The organism is Kribbella sp. NPDC056951 (genome assembly GCF_042674205.1).
GTDB lineage: Bacteria > Actinomycetota > Actinomycetes > Propionibacteriales > Kribbellaceae > Kribbella > Kribbella yunnanensis.
Genome location: NZ_JBHUQZ010000015.1, coordinates 159,083 through 173,418 on the forward strand (window position 1 = coordinate 159,083; position 14,336 = coordinate 173,418).

General features: G+C 67.3%; 16 protein-coding genes and 1 tRNA gene. 5 read left to right on the forward strand and 12 right to left on the reverse strand.

Going from position 1 to position 14,336, the window contains the following annotated elements:
• Nucleotides 1-46: 46 nt before the first annotated feature.
• Genes ACFTSF_RS37130 through ACFTSF_RS37170 form a run of 9 tightly spaced genes read right to left on the reverse strand, consistent with a single transcriptional unit; the run spans nucleotide 47 to nucleotide 7,549 of the window.
• Nucleotides 47-811: a glucose 1-dehydrogenase gene (locus ACFTSF_RS37130; RefSeq protein WP_344143839.1), complete on the reverse strand. Its 765-nt coding sequence runs from the start codon at nucleotides 809-811 to the stop codon at nucleotides 47-49.
• Complete coding sequence (locus ACFTSF_RS37135; RefSeq protein ID WP_380159778.1) at nucleotides 808-1,170, reverse strand: holo-ACP synthase; 363 nt, start codon at nucleotides 1,168-1,170, stop codon at nucleotides 808-810. Before ACFTSF_RS37135 ends, ACFTSF_RS37130 begins: the two co-directional genes overlap by 4 nt.
• Nucleotides 1,167-3,593 carry a beta-ketoacyl-[acyl-carrier-protein] synthase family protein gene (locus tag ACFTSF_RS37140; RefSeq protein ID WP_380159779.1) on the reverse strand — a complete coding sequence of 809 codons (2,427 nt, stop codon included), beginning with the start codon at nucleotides 3,591-3,593 and terminating at the stop codon, nucleotides 1,167-1,169. The genes ACFTSF_RS37135 and ACFTSF_RS37140 overlap by 4 nt, the downstream gene beginning before the upstream one ends.
• Nucleotides 3,594-3,621: 28 nt before the next feature.
• Nucleotides 3,622-4,659: a glycine cleavage T C-terminal barrel domain-containing protein gene (locus tag ACFTSF_RS37145; RefSeq protein ID WP_380159781.1), complete on the reverse strand. Its 1,038-nt coding sequence runs from the start codon at nucleotides 4,657-4,659 to the stop codon at nucleotides 3,622-3,624.
• On the reverse strand, nucleotides 4,656-5,150 hold the full coding sequence (gene fabZ, locus ACFTSF_RS37150) for a 3-hydroxyacyl-ACP dehydratase FabZ (RefSeq protein ID WP_344143829.1): 495 nt from the start codon (nucleotides 5,148-5,150) through the stop codon (nucleotides 4,656-4,658). The genes ACFTSF_RS37145 and fabZ overlap by 4 nt, the downstream gene beginning before the upstream one ends.
• A complete protein-coding gene (locus ACFTSF_RS37155) occupies nucleotides 5,147-5,431 on the reverse strand; it encodes a phosphopantetheine-binding protein (RefSeq protein WP_344143827.1) in 285 nt (94 codons plus the stop codon). The genes fabZ and ACFTSF_RS37155 overlap by 4 nt, the downstream gene beginning before the upstream one ends.
• A 35-nt stretch (nucleotides 5,432-5,466) precedes the next feature.
• A complete protein-coding gene (gene fabG / locus ACFTSF_RS37160) occupies nucleotides 5,467-6,198 on the reverse strand; it encodes a 3-oxoacyl-ACP reductase FabG (protein WP_380159784.1) in 732 nt (243 codons plus the stop codon).
• Nucleotides 6,195-7,130, reverse strand: coding sequence for an ACP S-malonyltransferase (locus ACFTSF_RS37165; RefSeq protein WP_380159785.1), 936 nt, complete (start codon nucleotides 7,128-7,130; stop codon nucleotides 6,195-6,197). The genes fabG and ACFTSF_RS37165 overlap by 4 nt, the downstream gene beginning before the upstream one ends.
• Entirely contained in the window at nucleotides 7,127-7,549 is a 423-nt protein-coding gene (locus ACFTSF_RS37170) for a hypothetical protein (RefSeq protein WP_380159787.1), read from the reverse strand. The genes ACFTSF_RS37165 and ACFTSF_RS37170 overlap by 4 nt, the downstream gene beginning before the upstream one ends.
• Nucleotides 7,550-7,877: 328 nt before the next feature.
• Between ACFTSF_RS37170 and ACFTSF_RS37175 the strand changes: the two genes are divergently transcribed.
• Complete coding sequence (locus tag ACFTSF_RS37175) at nucleotides 7,878-8,327, forward strand: acyl-CoA thioesterase (protein ID WP_344143818.1); 450 nt, start codon at nucleotides 7,878-7,880, stop codon at nucleotides 8,325-8,327.
• Nucleotides 8,324-9,703: an FAD-binding oxidoreductase gene (locus ACFTSF_RS37180; RefSeq protein ID WP_380159789.1), complete on the forward strand. Its 1,380-nt coding sequence runs from the start codon at nucleotides 8,324-8,326 to the stop codon at nucleotides 9,701-9,703. The genes ACFTSF_RS37175 and ACFTSF_RS37180 overlap by 4 nt, the downstream gene beginning before the upstream one ends.
• 62 nt (nucleotides 9,704-9,765) lie before the next feature.
• Here ACFTSF_RS37180 and ACFTSF_RS37185 read toward each other — a convergent pair whose 3' ends face one another.
• Nucleotides 9,766-10,068, reverse strand: a complete 303-nt coding sequence (locus ACFTSF_RS37185) for a hypothetical protein (protein ID WP_380159791.1) — start codon at nucleotides 10,066-10,068, stop codon at nucleotides 9,766-9,768.
• A gap of 285 nt (nucleotides 10,069-10,353) precedes the next feature.
• Complete coding sequence (locus ACFTSF_RS37190; RefSeq protein ID WP_380159793.1) at nucleotides 10,354-11,337, reverse strand: AraC family transcriptional regulator; 984 nt, start codon at nucleotides 11,335-11,337, stop codon at nucleotides 10,354-10,356.
• 120 nt (nucleotides 11,338-11,457) lie between these two features.
• Between ACFTSF_RS37190 and ACFTSF_RS37195 the strand changes: the two genes are divergently transcribed.
• Complete coding sequence (locus tag ACFTSF_RS37195) at nucleotides 11,458-12,210, forward strand: SDR family NAD(P)-dependent oxidoreductase (RefSeq protein WP_380159795.1); 753 nt, start codon at nucleotides 11,458-11,460, stop codon at nucleotides 12,208-12,210.
• Nucleotides 12,211-12,307: 97 nt separating this feature from the next.
• Here ACFTSF_RS37195 and ACFTSF_RS37200 read toward each other — a convergent pair.
• Nucleotides 12,308-12,381 (reverse strand) — tRNA-Met (locus tag ACFTSF_RS37200).
• 104 nt (nucleotides 12,382-12,485) lie between these two features.
• On the opposite strand from ACFTSF_RS37200, the gene ACFTSF_RS37205 reads away from it, so the two are divergent.
• Entirely contained in the window at nucleotides 12,486-13,451 is a 966-nt protein-coding gene (locus ACFTSF_RS37205; protein WP_380159797.1) for a GNAT family N-acetyltransferase, read from the forward strand.
• 187 nt (nucleotides 13,452-13,638) lie between these two features.
• Nucleotides 13,639-14,145, forward strand: a complete 507-nt coding sequence (locus ACFTSF_RS37210) for a hypothetical protein (protein ID WP_380159799.1) — start codon at nucleotides 13,639-13,641, stop codon at nucleotides 14,143-14,145.
• Nucleotides 14,146-14,336 lie beyond the last annotated feature (191 nt).

The following is a 14,336-nucleotide window of genomic DNA, read 5'->3' on the forward strand; positions in this document are numbered from 1 at the left end:
TGTGTTGACGAAGTGGACAACCCCCTCTCCACCAGGCAGTTTTCGCTCATCGCGCTGCATATCCGCCGTCGACCAGCAGGTCGGTACCGGTGATGAACGAGGCGTCGTCGGACAGGAGGAACAGCACTGCGGCAGCGATCTCACGTGGCACCGCCATCCGGCGCATCGGCGTCGCAGCGACGAAGTCCGCCACGAACTGCGCCGGCAGGTCCACCGTCATCGGTGTCTCGACCAGTCCGGGTGAGACGGCGTTCACCCGGATCCCCGCGCCCGCCAGCTCGACCGCCGCGGCCCGGGTCATCGCAGCCACCGCGCCCTTGGCCCCGTGATACGCGAACGCAGCACTGGATCCGACCAGACCGAACACCGAGGACACGTTCACGATCGCGCCGCCCCCGGCCAGGTGCATGGACGGTACGACGTTCTGCATCCCCAGCCACGTACCGCGCTGGCTGACCTCGACCACGCGGTCCCACTCATCAGCTGTGACTCCGGTGAGGCCATGACTCCCGAGGACCCCGGCGTTGTTCACCAGCAGCGTCGGATAGCCGAAACACCGCCGGGCAGTCCTGGTCAGCATCGACCACGCGTCAGGGTCGGTGACGTCGGCCTTGACCGCCACGACCCGGCCGGCCGCCTCGATCTCTGCAGCTGCCGCCTCGCACCGACCGCCGTCGACATCAGCAAGCACGACCCCGGCACCAGCCGCAGCCAACCCTTCCGCGACCGCACGGCCGATGCCACTGCCCGCACCCGTGACCACGGCGCTGCGGCCGGCCAGACCAGCACCTGCTCGCGGATCCGCAGTCACGCGGCAGCCTCGTCGTACCGGTCCGGCAGCCAGGCCAGTGCGACGGCGTACCCAGCGGCATGGCTGAGAGACACCCGTGGCACCAGGAGATTCGCCTGGCTGCGCCACCGCTCGATCGCACCGGCCAGCGACACCACCGGCGCAGAACGCGGCGTACTGACGATCTCGATCTCCTCCCACGGAATGCGCCCGGGCCACTGCAGTGCCTCGACGACTGCGTGCTTCGCCGCCACCCGCGCGGCCAGATGCTCGCCGACACGGACGAACCCTGCGCAGTAGGCCACCTCTGCGGGGCTCAGCAGTTGGTGCCACGCACAACCGACGGTCGGCACTTGGAAGACATAGACGGCAGTCATCATGGGGCCGGCGCCAGTACGACGGACGCGTACGTACCGCCCCAGTTCGCGGCCGTGACCAGTGCGGCACGTCCGGCGGGATCAGAGTCAGAGCCGACGTACGGCTCCAGCCCTGGCAGGGGGTCTCGCAGTCCCACGATCGGTGGGACCCAGCTGGTGCTGACACTCTCGGCGGCGGCGAGCACGGACATCAATGCGGTGGTGGCGTGGATGTGACCGACCTGACCGGAGAGATTGGCCAGACGCGTCGCCCCGGCCGGGAACACCTCAGCCACGGCCCGCGCCTCCGCCCGGTCGATCGCAGCGGTTCCCCGAGCGTCGCCGTACACGACTCCGACATCGGACGGCGTCAGCCCGGCCGAGTCCAGCGCATTGCGGTGACACTGCGCCCAGGCCGCCCCGGACGCATCGTTGCCCGCCACTCGATAGGCGTCGCCGGTACTGGCGTGCCCGCGGATCTCGGCGAGGATCGTCGCCCCGCGCTGTTGTGCGTGCTCCAACGACTCGAGCACTAGGGCCACTGAGCCCGCACCGATTGCGCAGCCGCTGGCTTCGCGGTCGTAGGGACGGACGGCGTCCGACGCCAGGATGCCTAGGTGGTCGTAACCGAGGTGGAGCAGCCCTGTTAGCTCGTCCGCGCTCACTGCGGCCATCACCTCGGCCTCACCTCGCCGGATCAGGTCCGACGCGTAGCCGAGTCCAGCGACACCAGAGGCGCAGCCGATGGCCAGTGTGGACAGGGGGCCCTTGATCTGCAGCGAAAGGCAGGCGTGGCCCGGGGCTGCGTTCATCACCGAGTTCGGGAACAGCCGTGGGTTGACTCGGTGCGGTCCCTCGGTACCGATCGTTTCCGTCAGCTGGGCCACCGTCTCCAGTGGACCAGTGCAGGTACCGAACACCATGCCGACCTCGGTCGCGTTCTGCCGAGTGATTTGGTACGCCGCGTCCGAGAACGCGTCTCGCGTCGCAGCCAGCACCAGTGCTCCGAGCTGGTCCAGCCGACGGGCGTACGCCGGATTGATCCAGCGCCGGTAGCCCTGGTCAGCGATCTCGGCCGCGAGCCCGCTGACCGACTGGCTGGTGTCGATCCGGGTCGCCGGCGCGATACCGACCACGCCGGTGCGAAGCCCGGTGATCAGACCCTCGCGTCCCAAACCTACCGGCGAAACCACACCGGCCCCGGTGATCACCACTCGACGGTCTGGCCGCTGTGGCGCTGGTTTGAGGGTGCGGCCGAGTACCAGCGAGCAGTTGTTACCGCCGAACGCGAACGAGTTCGAGACCACCAGGTCGATGTCAGCTGACCGCGAGGCGTTCGGAACGACGTCGTACGGCGGACTGTCGGCCGAGGTGTCGACGTTCACTGTCGGCGGCAGGATCTGTTCACGCATCGCCAGCGCGCAGACTGCAGCCTCGACTGCACCCGCCGCACCGAGCGTGTGGCCGACCTGCGACTTGGTGCTGCTCATCGGCGGCATCTTCACACCGCCGAACAGCGCTGTCACCGCTTTGGGCTCGGAGCTGTCGTTGGCCGGTGTCCCGGTGCCGTGGCCGTTCACGTAGTCCACGTCCGCCGGTGTGTACCCAGCCTGCTCCAACGCACGTCGCATCGACCTCAACGCACCACCGCCCACTGGATCCGGAGCGGTCGCATGGTGCGCATCGCTGGTCAGGGCGTAGCCCAGCACGTAACCCAGCACCCGCGCACCACGTGCCTGCGCCAACTGCGCGGACTCGAGCACCAGGAACGCAGCGCCCTCACCGATGTTGAGACCGGTACTGCGTGAGTACGGCGCGCACGGCTGGTCGTCGAGCGCCTTGAGACTGTCGAACCCGGCCAGCGAGAGCATGTCGAGCACATCCACGCCACCGGCCAACATCACGTCGGCCCGGCCTTCCCGGATTGCGTCCAGCGCCCAGCCGATCGAGTTGGCGCCAGCTGCGCAGGCGTTGGAGATCACCACCTTCGGACCCTTCAGTCCGAAGGCTGCGCTGACCGCATCGGTCGACGTGTACAGCGGGTACACCAGCAGGTGATGCTTCGAGGCGCCGGCGACACCGTCGCGCAGCAACTGCCAGTGGTACTGCTCACCAGCGTCGAGGCCGCCGACCGACGTACCCATGGCGATCCCGACCCGGTACGGGTCGAACGCGGCGATGTCCAGCTTGGCGTCCTCTATCGCCTCTGCCGCAGTACTCAGCGCGAGGCTGATCGCTCGATCGACCCGCCCCCGGCCCTTGACCGGCGGCACCGGGATGTCGCTGACCTCACCGGAGTACTGGCAACTCAGCGTGGAGGTGTCCAGACGCCGGGTCCGGTCGATTCCGCTCGCTGCGTCGCGCACTCCGGCCCAGACGGACTCGGCCCCGGTCCCCAGCGCGCAGGTCACTCCGATGCCGGTTATGGCTACACCTGTGGTGTTCATGTGCTCTCCTCACACCGGCCGGTTGGGTTCATTCGAGCGGTACGCCGAAACTGGTGGCGACCAGGAATGGCGCTCCAGTGGTTCGGACCGGCCTGGTGAGCTGCTCGAGCGTCAGCTTCAGACCGGCCGCCGCCACATCGGCGTCGACCCGCGCCGTACCGATCACTCGACCGAGCCGGGGTGAGAACACCGCATGCGCGACGGCACCCACCGATTCGTCCTCCACGACCAGTCCGCTGCCGGAGTCCGGAATCGACTGCAGCCGGTCGGAGGCGACCCAGCAGACCGGGCGGCGCGGCGGACCGGCCTCCCAGTGCGCGACGAGCGCCTCCTTGCCGATGAAGTCGTGGCCGAAGTCGACCATCCACTGCAGACCGACCTCGAACGGCGTCACACCGGCCGCCTCCTGTTCCAGGTTCGCGAACCGCATCTCCATCCGGCAGACGTCCACGGCCGCCGTACCGACCTGGCGTGCACCGAGATCGACGAGGTGTTCACGCAACTCGTTGCCGGCAGCAACCGGGACATGCAGTTTGTAGCCGTACTCACCGGTGACACCGGTACGACTCACCAGGAGCTCCAGGCCTTCACGCCATGGCGTCGTGACGAAGCCGGCGTACGAGAGTGAGGTGATCGGGAACGGCAGGAACTTCTGCGCTATCGCGGGCGCATGCGGTCCCTCGACGCCGAACACGCAGTACTCGTCGCTGACGTCCTGCACGGTCACGTCGTGCACCCCTGTGGTGCCGACGGCAACCAGGTACTCGGTCGCGGCGGCCGCCTGCGCCGGCCAGATCTCGACGAGGTAGTCGGCGCCGTTGCAATGGATCAGCACCTCGGACAGCACGGTACCGTCCGAGTTCAGTAGCAGCGCCGAGGAGATCTGTCCTTCGAGCAGGAAGTCGACGCTGCGGGTCGACACCTGACTGAGGAACGCCGCGGCCTCATTGCCGGCGATCCGGACCAGGCCGAGACCGGTGTAGTCGAGCAGCCCGCACGCGCTGCGCAGCAGCTCGTACTCGGCAACGCTGTCGGAGTAGACGCTTTGCATGATGCTCCCCTTCATTCGCTGTCATTTCGTTCGGTCACGACGAGCCGGGTCGTCATCACCACGTCACGGCCGACAGATGCCTGGCCGGTCACCGACATGAGGCTGCCCATCCGCGGACCGGTCTGGGCCCGGATGACCAGCTGGTCGCCGGGCACCACGGTGCGCAGGAACTTGGCCTGTTTGATCTCCGCGAGATAGCCGACCCGCTCTGCGACGTCAGCCACCAGCTCTCCGGTGGTCCGGGTCGCCGCCGCGCTGCCGTAGATCACTGCGGCGAGCTGCGCGACACATTCGACGAGCAGTACGCCGGGGTACAGCATCCGGCCGGGAAAGTGACCGGCCAGCACCCCGTCGGACGCGGTGACGTTCTTGATCGCCTCTGCCCGTACGCCGGGCTCTACCGAGGTGACGCGGTCGAGTAGGAAGAACGGGTACCGGTGCGGAAGCAGTCGCGCGATCTCGTCGGCCGACAGACCGCCGACTCGCATGGATGGTGCCGCGGTCACTGATTGCCTGCCACGTAGTCGACGAGCCGATTCAGCGAGAGCAGGCTCTCGGTGTCGTCGTCAGTGATCATCACCCCGAACTTCTCCTCGACGGCCATCGCCAGCTCGAGGGTGTCGATGGAGTCGAGCTCGAGTCCGCGGCCGAACAGCGGCTGGTCGTCACCGATCAGCTCCGGATCCACCGAGAGGCCGAGCCGGTCCACCAGCAGGTGCTTGACCTCACTGCACAGAACCTGCCGAGCCTTCGCGGCTGTCTTCGTTTCTTCCAGCGTTGCCACCATGTGGTCCACTCCTGTCGCGTTGTTGGGTGGGGCGTTCAGCAGGTCAAGCCGCCGTCGATGACGACAGAGGCTCCGGTCACGTACGCCGACTCGGCGCCGAGCAGGAACCGCACGACCGGCGCGACATCGCCCGGCGTACCGATCCGGCCCAGCGGTACTCGCTCCAGGAAGCCGGTCAGCTGGTCCTGCGGCATCGAGCGCGTCATCGCGGTGTCGACGAAGCCCGGGACCACCGCGTTCACCCGGATGCCGTAGCTGCCGAGCTCCTTGGCCAGCACTCGGACCATGGCGAGCACGCCGGCTTTGGACGCGGCGTAGTTCACCTGTCCGGCCGGTGCGGCCACACCGCTGGTCGAGGCCACCGCGACGATCGCGCCGCTGCGCTGCACAGCCATCAGCCGAGCTGCGGCACGGCAGACCAGGAACGACCCGGTGAGGTTCGTGTCCACGACAGAGCGCCATTTCTGCTCGCCCATCATCAGCGCGTAGCCGTCGTTGGCGATGCCTGCGTTGCTGACCAGGCCGTCCAGCCGGCCATGGTCAGCGCGGATCCGGCGGAACATCCGGTCCACGTCGTTGGGCTCGGCGATATCGGCCTGGATGAGTTCCGCGTCCGGCTGCAGCTCGCGGACCTGATCGAGTGCCTGCTTGGCCTGCTCGATGTCGCGCCGATAGTTCAGCAGCACCCGGTTACCGGCCGCGGCCAGGTCCAGGGCGACGCCGAGACCGATCCCCTTGGTCGCACCGGTTACCAAGACCACGCTCATGATTGGCTCACCGCCAGCGGACTCAGCGCCTCGTATCCGGCGAGATGTCTGGCCGTCCGGACCATGTTGCGCCCCAAACCGGTCAGCACCCGGCCGGGGCCGACCTCGACGAAGGTGCGGGGGTCAGTCCGGGCAAGCGACGCGACAGTGTCGGTCCAGCGCACTGGCCGGGTGATCTGCCCGCCGAGCTGCTGCCGGTAGCTCTCGATGTCCTCGACCACACCACCGGTCAGGCTTGAAACGAACGGCACCTGGGGCGCTCGCAGATCAGCCTCCGCCAGGAGGGGCGCCAGCTCACGCTCGGCCGCAGCCATCAGCGGCGAGTGGTACGCACCACCGACCGGCAGCCGCTTCACCCGCAGCGCCCCGGCCGACCGAGCTGCGTCGACCACCTGGCAGACCTCATCAGTGGTGCCCGAGACGACCACCTGTCGAGGCGCGTTCAGGTTGGCCATCACGACGATGCCGTCATTAGCCGAGAACTGTCGGCACAGCTCGGTCACCTGGTCCTCCGACAGCCCAGCAATGGCGGCCATCGCGCCCGGCTGACATCGCGCGGCCTCGGCCATCACCCGCCCCCGCCTGGCCACAATCGCCAGTGCGGACTCCCAGCCGAGACAGCCGGCTGCCACGAGTGCGGCGTACTCGCCGAGGCTGTGCCCGGCCACCGCGACCGGCCGATAGCCCGCAGCGGTGAGCTCGGCCGCCAGCACGCTAGACCAGACGAAGATCGTGAGCTGGGCGGCTTCAGGGTCGGCCAGCGTCGCCTCGTCCGCCCGAGTCATCAGCTCGCCGATCGCGACTCCGGTCAGCTGCTCCGCCCGAACGATTAGCTCGCGCGCCTCGTCGCCACAGCGGGCCAACTCGCGCCCCATGCCGGGTCGCTGACTGCCCTGACCGGGGAACACGAACGCCGGGTCGGGGGCGATCATTGCGCAGTCTCGGTCGCGACTGCCCAGCACAGGTCGAGCTCGGGACCGAGCGCATCGCCGGCCGGCAGGACGCCTCCGGTCAGGACGACCCCGTGCTCGTCAGACCAGCGGGCCAACCCGCCCCGCAACTCGATGGGCCGGACGCCGTCAGCTCCGGCCCTGCCGACAATGATGTCGCGGTATCGGGACCCGGCCGGCAGACCGCCGACCACCTTCACCACAGACTCCTTGATCCCGAACAACTGGGCCAGGGAGACCGCGGACTCTGCAGCCACTTCGTTGTCGTCGAATATCCGTCGCCACCAGGCCGGACCGGTACGCCGTGCGGCCAGTGCGAACCGCTGGTGATCCAGCAGGTCGACACCGGCACCGCGGATCCGGCCTGCGGGAACCCGGCAGGCATCGATGGCAGAAATCATGGATTGCTCCCAACACGCGCTGAATCGAGGGGCGGGCGGCTCGGTGGGTTAGTTCCGGGCATTTGTTCGCGCGGGACAGGACGGAAGGCTATGAATTGCGTCGACAACCTGTCAAGGAATCCCCCTATGGCTGATCCTTGTCAGTCGGAAAATGCAGCCTGGAGATAGCAGGGATCAGCCATGGCAGGGTTGATTGCTTGACACTGCATCAACCCGGCCACCAGTCTTGGCGCAGCCGCCACGGCGGTCCCGAAATTGTTGAGAGTCACATCATACGTCAATTATGGAGATTCTTTCATTTACTGAACCGAGTGGAAGGAAACGGCCTATGCCGCGCTGGGTCGAGACGGCGCCCCGGATCATGCGCGGGGCATTCGTGGAGACGAGTGTCCGGGTGCGCTGGTCCGAGTGCGACCTGCAGCGTCATGCCTACTACGGCAACTACATGACCTGGTGCGACCTGGGCCGGGAGGCCTTCGCCCTGGCCGCCGGCGTCGACTACCGGGACTACCTGGTCACCACCACCGAATTTCATATCCGATTCCACACGCCCGCCCACTATCTCGACGACCTGCTGATCCGGACCTGGACCGCACCGCTCACCATCCGACTCGACTGTAATTACGAGATCTATCGCAAAACCGGTGGGCAGCTGATCGCCGAGGCGAAGTCACAACACGCACTGGTCGACCCCGAGAAAGGCCTTCGGCTGAGCGGCCCCGCATCTTGGCACGATAAATTCGAAACCTTTCTTGAAAATCGGAAGGCGACCAGATGAATCAGCTACCGACCGATCAACTCGCCGCCCAATTGCGCGGTGAACTCCTCGTACCCGGTGATCCCGGCTACGAAGACGCGCGCCACGTCTACAACGGCATGATCGATCGTCGGCCCGCCGTGATCGCCCGCTGCCGAGGTGTCGCCGACGTGGTCCACTCGGTGCGGTTCGCCGTCGAATACTCGCTTCCGGTCGCGATCCGCGGCGGCGGCCACAGCGTCGCCGGCCACGGGACCTGCGACGACGGCCTACTGGTCGACCTGTCCGGCATGCGCGACGTCCGCGTCGACCCCGAGGCCCAGACCGTACGAGTCTCCGGCGGCGCCACCCTGGCCGACCTGGATGCGAACACTCAACTCTTCGGCCTAGCGACCCCCAGCGGCCAGGTCTCGATGACCGGCATCGCCGGGCTGGCACTCACAGGTGGCATGGGCATGCTGCAGCGGCGCTACGGCCTCACCTGCGACAACCTCCTATCCGCCGACGTGGTCACCGCCGACGGCACAGTCGTCACTGCCAGCGCCAACAGCCACCCCGAACTGTTCTGGGCCCTGCGTGGCGGAGGCGGCAACTTCGGCGTGGTCACCTCATTCGAGTTCCGCTGCCACCCCGTCGGTCCGACCATCCTGGCCGGCATGGTCGCCTGGCCAGTAGAGGAGGCCCCCGAAGTACTGGCCTTCCTGCGGGACTTCATCGTCGACACTCCCGAGGAGCTGAGCGCGGATGCGGTCATCCAGTTCGCCCCGCCACTCGACGTCATCCCCGAGGAACACCGCGGCCGCCGGCTGATCGGGATCTTCCTGCGGTACTTCGGCACCGACCTCGACCCCGAGATCGTGCGGCCGGTCCAGGAGTTCGGCTCCCCCGTGCTCGACTTCATCTACCCGATGCCGTACACCGCCGTACAGCAACTGCTCGACCCGCTGAACCCGAACGGCAACCTGCACTACTGGACCGGCGAGTACCTCCCCGAACTGGGCACCAAGCAAATCGAAACCCTCTCCTCGTACGGCGCCACCCTGCCCACCGACCACTCGATCATGCAGGTGATCCCGTTCGACAACGCCGTGACAAGGGTCGATCCGGACGCCACCGCCTTCAGCCACCGCCAGGACAGCTGGCTGATCCACGTGATGGCCCAATGGACAGACCCCGCGGACACCGACCGCTGCCGAGGCTGGGCCAAACAAGCAGGCGCCGACCTCCGCGCAGTCGGCTCCGGAGACAGCTACCTCAACCTCGTCACCGGCGACGAGGACGTAGACCGCGTCAGCGCCTTCTGGAACGAGGACCGGCTGGCACGACTCGCGAAGGTAAAGACCCAGTACGACCCGAACAACCTGTTCCGCTTCAACCACAACATCAAGCCGGCCTGACCCAAACACACGACGAAGGCCCCTGACCAGCAGGGGCCTTCGCTGATGGCGGAGCAGGTTGCTCAACTGCGGCGGTGCGGACGGCCGCGCTCCCACCAATCGACAGGTTCGCCGTCCTCAGCCATCCGCTGGATGATCTGAGCGGTGAACTCGACCCTGCTGCCGGCGCCCTGGCAGAACGTCCACAGCTGCCGCGCCGCACGCTGGTACTGGAAGATCACTTCGTCGGCTCCGAAGACGTCCAACTCACCGTCGCGGTGCCGATCGACCGCCTCAGCGACCCGCTGAACCAGCGCAGCCAGTTCCGCCTCGTGATAGGCAGCAACCTGCTGACCCGCAGCCCGCCGCTCAGCCTTCGTACCCACGACCCAACGGTACCCGGAGTCCGCAGCAACTCCGCGCGCTCCCGCGAGTGGCTTCACTCGACGCGTCACACCAGGTCTCCCGCCCTCGACTGTGCGGAGAATGCCGTCGGTAAACGATGCACAGCGGCACGGCGGCCACACTCGACGGCCCACTCCCCACACTCGCCGACCACACCCGGCAGCCTTGTTCTGACAGAGATCCTGGTCAGGTGCGACCCGTGCCGCGCTGCGGGTCGTTGGCCACCACCTCGGGATCTCCAGGCTCAGCATGTCGCAGATACGCTCCTAGGCACCTACGGCGGTTCCTTGCAGAATCTGCCCTGCCGGGCTCCATCCTCTCGTGGTCGAGCGCCGTGCCTGGGTCCGAAACTGCGCGGGCGATGAGCCGACCACTCGGCGGAACGCTGTGCTGAAGGCGCTCTCGGACCGGTAGCCCGTGGCCCGTGCTATCTCGGAGATCGGCAGGGTGTCGCGGGCGAGAGCGTCGCGGGCGAGGCTCATGCGCCATTGGATCAGGTACTCGAGGGGCGGGACTCCGACGTGGCGTTTGAAGGCCTGGGCGAATGCGGAACGCGACATGTGGCTGATCTCGGCGAGTTCCTTGAGGCTCCAGGGGTGGGCCACGTCCGCGTGCACGGCGCGCAGGGCGGCACCGATGCTGTCCTCGTTCAGGGCGCCCAGCCAGCCGGTGGGCCGGTCTGTCTGACCGGCGTGAGCGCGCAGCATGTGGACGAGCAGGATCTGTGCGAGGTGGTTCTGCACCAGCGGACCTCCGGCGGCGGCGACCCCGACCTCGGTGGCCAGGAGATCGATCAGTTGCGCGAGCGGCCCGCCGTGCGGATCGGCTGCGCGGACGATCACGAGCGGCGGCAGAAGATCGGTCAGGAGGGCCGCATTCTGGTCATCGAACTCGATGTGCCCCACGCAGAGGTAGAGGTCCCCCTCGGACTCCGGGCCGATTCGCACGAACCCGTCTTCGGCACCCGCCAGTACCGGCTCGGCGGGGCGCGGGGTCGCGTCGGGCGCACTGGCCAGCACGTACGGCGGCGGGTCGCCCAGCATGAAAGTGTCGCCCTCCTGCAGGAGCACCGGGTCGTGCCCTTCGAGGATCAACCAGCACGTGCCACGCACGAGACCCCCGATCCGCACGTGCAGGAACCTATCGAAGCGCAACGCCCACTCTCCCGCGGCCCGGAGGCTCGGCCCGATCACCGTACGCGGCCTCAGCAGGCCGATCGCGTCAGCCACTGGATCCCGAAAACCGAGCACCAAGCCTCCTCCTGGACGATACGTAAAGAACTTCGGACTCTGCATCATGGATCGTACAGCCGCAGTCCAGCACTATCGATAGTGAACATTCGAGACAGACAGTGATGGAGGCACACCCACATGGGACAGCTGGATGGCAAGACGTCGGTGGTCACCGGGGGAAGCAGCGGGATCGGCCTGGCCACCGCCGTACGGCTGGCGGACGAGGGCGCGTACGTGTTCGTCACCGGCCGGCGCGAGGCCGAACTGGAGGCCGCCGTCAAAACCATCGGAGCAGACCGGGCCACAGCGGTCGTCGGCGACATCTCCGAGCCGGCGGACCTGGACCGGCTCTACGACGCGGTCCGGGCCCGAGGCAAGGGGCTGGACGTGCTTGTGGCAAACGCGGCGGTCGGCGCATTCGTGACGCTGGAGCAGACCACCGAGGAGCACTTCGACCAGACCTTCGCGATCAACGTTCGCGGCACGCTGTTCACCGTGCAGAAGGCGATACCGCTGCTCAACGACGGAGGCTCGATCGTCCTGGTCGGTTCGACTGCCGGCGACCGTGGAGTCGAGGCGTTCGGCGCATACGCGGCGTCGAAGGCGGCCGTCCGGTCCTTCGCGCGGACGTGGTCCAACGAACTCAAGGACCGCGGCATCCGGGTCAACGTGGTCTCGCCGGCATGGATCGAGACTCCCGGGGGCACCGCCGCTTTCGGCGACGAGGAGACCGCCCGGGCCGTCAAGGAGAACGTCGCCGCTACCGTGGCCAAGGGCCGCATGGGCCGGCCCGAAGAGGCTGCCGCAGTCATCGCCTTCTTGGCCTCGGAACAAAGCAGCTACGTCGTCGGCGCGAACCTCTACGTCGACGGAGGCACCAACCAGATCTGACGCCTCGGCTGTCGTAGTACGCCGGGGCAGCTGATCTGACGAGAAATGACGAAGGCCTTCTGACCAGCGTTTCTTTTGGTCAGAAGGCCTTCTCAAGTAGCGGGGGCAGGATTTGAACCTGCGACCTCTGGGTTATGAGCCCAGCGAGCTACCGAGCTGCTCCACCCCGCGCCGCTGGGTTTAGATTAGTGGATCTGCGCCGGGCAACCAAATCAGTTATCGGGCGGCCCGAAAATCCGTGTCCTGCGGGGCGCAGCGCGGCGTACCGTCCGGGTATGGCTCGACTCGACATCCGGCCGTTCGAAGCGACGGATCTGCCCGCTGCGGCAGCACTACTGACGGAGCGGCACCAGGAGCATCGCAAGCGGCATCCGCTGCTGTCCCCTGCCTATGAGGACCAACAGCGTGCACTGGCTGAGGTGACGGCCGTCTGGGAGTCCGAAGATGCCTCCGGCACCGTCCTGCGGGACGGCGACGAGGTGACTGGGTACTTGCTCGGGGCACCGAAGAAGTCGCCGGTGTGGGGACCCAACATCTGGGTGGAGGCTGCCGGGCACGCAGTGCGTGAGGCAGAGCACATCAGAGACCTGTACGGCGCGGCTGCGGCCAAGTGGGTCGACGACGGACGGATCGCGCACTACACGCTGGTTCCGGATGACACCGCGCTTCTCGACGCGTGGTTCCGGCTGGCGTTCGGTTCGCAGCAGGCACACGCGATCCGGCCGGTTCCCTCCGCGCCTATTGCTGCACCGGCGGAGCTGACTGTGCGGCAGGCGGTTCGCGATGACATCCCGGTCCTCGCGCAGCTGGATCTCTCGCTCCCGCAGCACCAGGGGTTGTCGCCGGTCTTCTCGGCCGGCACGCTGCCGACACTGGAGGAGGCACAGGCGGAGTGGGAAGAGGACTTCGAGGATCCGGACTACGTGACTTTTGTGGCCGAGAGCAACGGCAAGGTGATCGGGTCGTCGGTCGGTTCATCGATCGAAAAGGGCAGTACGCACAGCGGGCTGTCGCAGCCGGACAACGGTGGCTTCCTGGGGTTCGCTGCTGTGCTGCCCGAGGCGCGGGGTCTGGGTGCCGGGCGGGCGTTGGGTGAAGCGGTGCTGAACTGGTCCGCCGAGATGGGCTACGACTCCGTCGTGACCGACTGGCGGGTGACGAACCTGTTGTCGTCCCGCGCCTGGCCGGCGCTCGGTTTTCAGCAGACCTTCCATCGCCTGCACCGCCTGATCGGGCACTGATTCGGCTGGTTGTCCACAGATTCGAGAATCGGCGGTCGGGGAGGGCGACGATCGCTGCATCTTCTTGGGCAAGAGGCGCCACGCGAAGGAGTGCGGCGCCGAGGTAACCCTGGAGGCAGCCATGTTGCGATCGTCCCGTCGTTCCCGAATCGTGCCACGTCCGAGCCGTATCGTGAGGTGCAGCGCGGTGATCCTGGCCTCCCTGGGTGTCTGGACGGCTGCCGGCACGGCAGCCTTCGGATCCTCGGCGCCGTACTCCGCGTCCTCCCCGTCGATCGAGCAAAGGGCACGCACCGTGGACGGCTTCGTCATCGAGCATCTCCCCGGCGGCATCGGGACACCGAGCGACTTCGAGTACGAGTGGGAGGACGTCGTCTTCCACAGCCGGGTCTGGGAGACCGGCCCTGATCCGGAGGGCGCGTTCAAGGTCGACCTGACCGTCAAGACCCTGCGCGGCGCCAAGCTCACCGACCTCGAGGCACTCCACACCTTCCTCATCGAGTACGAGGAGAAGGACCCCGGCTCCTGGCAGCTGTGCCCAGTCAAGATCGGGCCGTACGACGGCATGGCCGCCGACGACGAGGTGTTCTACCTCGTGTCCCCCGGGGTAGCCGCGGAGGTCTCGCTCGACCGAACTCGCTTCACCGAGGACGACCTCATCAACACCGCCACCGGCTTCCACCCGGAGGACTGACCCGGTGCCGTAGCCCGCAAGCCGTAACCCGGTCTGCCGCCTTCCCGCCCGCCACCGGGCCCGCCCCGGGCTGGGAACCTTGCACCTGGTGGGTTCACCCCAATGCCGCTTAGTTAGCTGGTGGGTTTTGGTGTCAAGTGGGGTGTCGGTGGACGTGAAGCAGCGGAACTCCCGGTAGGAAGCGATTGTCC

Bases quoted from the DNA above. Each gene is read 5' to 3' on its own strand.
- ACFTSF_RS37135 (WP_380159778.1), bottom strand. From the start codon at position 1,170: ATGATGACTGCCGTCTATGTCTTCCAAGTGCCGACCGTCGGTTGTGCG.
- ACFTSF_RS37140 (WP_380159779.1), bottom strand. From the start codon at position 3,593: ATGAACACCACAGGTGTAGCCATAACCGGCATCGGAGTGACCTGCGCG.
- ACFTSF_RS37145 (WP_380159781.1), bottom strand. From the start codon at position 4,659: ATGAAGGGGAGCATCATGCAAAGCGTCTACTCCGACAGCGTTGCCGAG.
- ACFTSF_RS37155 (WP_344143827.1), bottom strand. From the start codon at position 5,431: ATGGTGGCAACGCTGGAAGAAACGAAGACAGCCGCGAAGGCTCGGCAG.
- fabG (WP_380159784.1), bottom strand. From the start codon at position 6,198: ATGAGCGTGGTCTTGGTAACCGGTGCGACCAAGGGGATCGGTCTCGGC.
- ACFTSF_RS37165 (WP_380159785.1), bottom strand. From the start codon at position 7,130: ATGATCGCCCCCGACCCGGCGTTCGTGTTCCCCGGTCAGGGCAGTCAG.
- ACFTSF_RS37170 (WP_380159787.1), bottom strand. From the start codon at position 7,549: ATGATTTCTGCCATCGATGCCTGCCGGGTTCCCGCAGGCCGGATCCGC.
- ACFTSF_RS37175 (WP_344143818.1), top strand. From the start codon at position 7,878: ATGCCGCGCTGGGTCGAGACGGCGCCCCGGATCATGCGCGGGGCATTC.
- ACFTSF_RS37180 (WP_380159789.1), top strand. From the start codon at position 8,324: ATGAATCAGCTACCGACCGATCAACTCGCCGCCCAATTGCGCGGTGAA.
- ACFTSF_RS37195 (WP_380159795.1), top strand. From the start codon at position 11,458: ATGGGACAGCTGGATGGCAAGACGTCGGTGGTCACCGGGGGAAGCAGC.
- ACFTSF_RS37205 (WP_380159797.1), top strand. From the start codon at position 12,486: ATGGCTCGACTCGACATCCGGCCGTTCGAAGCGACGGATCTGCCCGCT.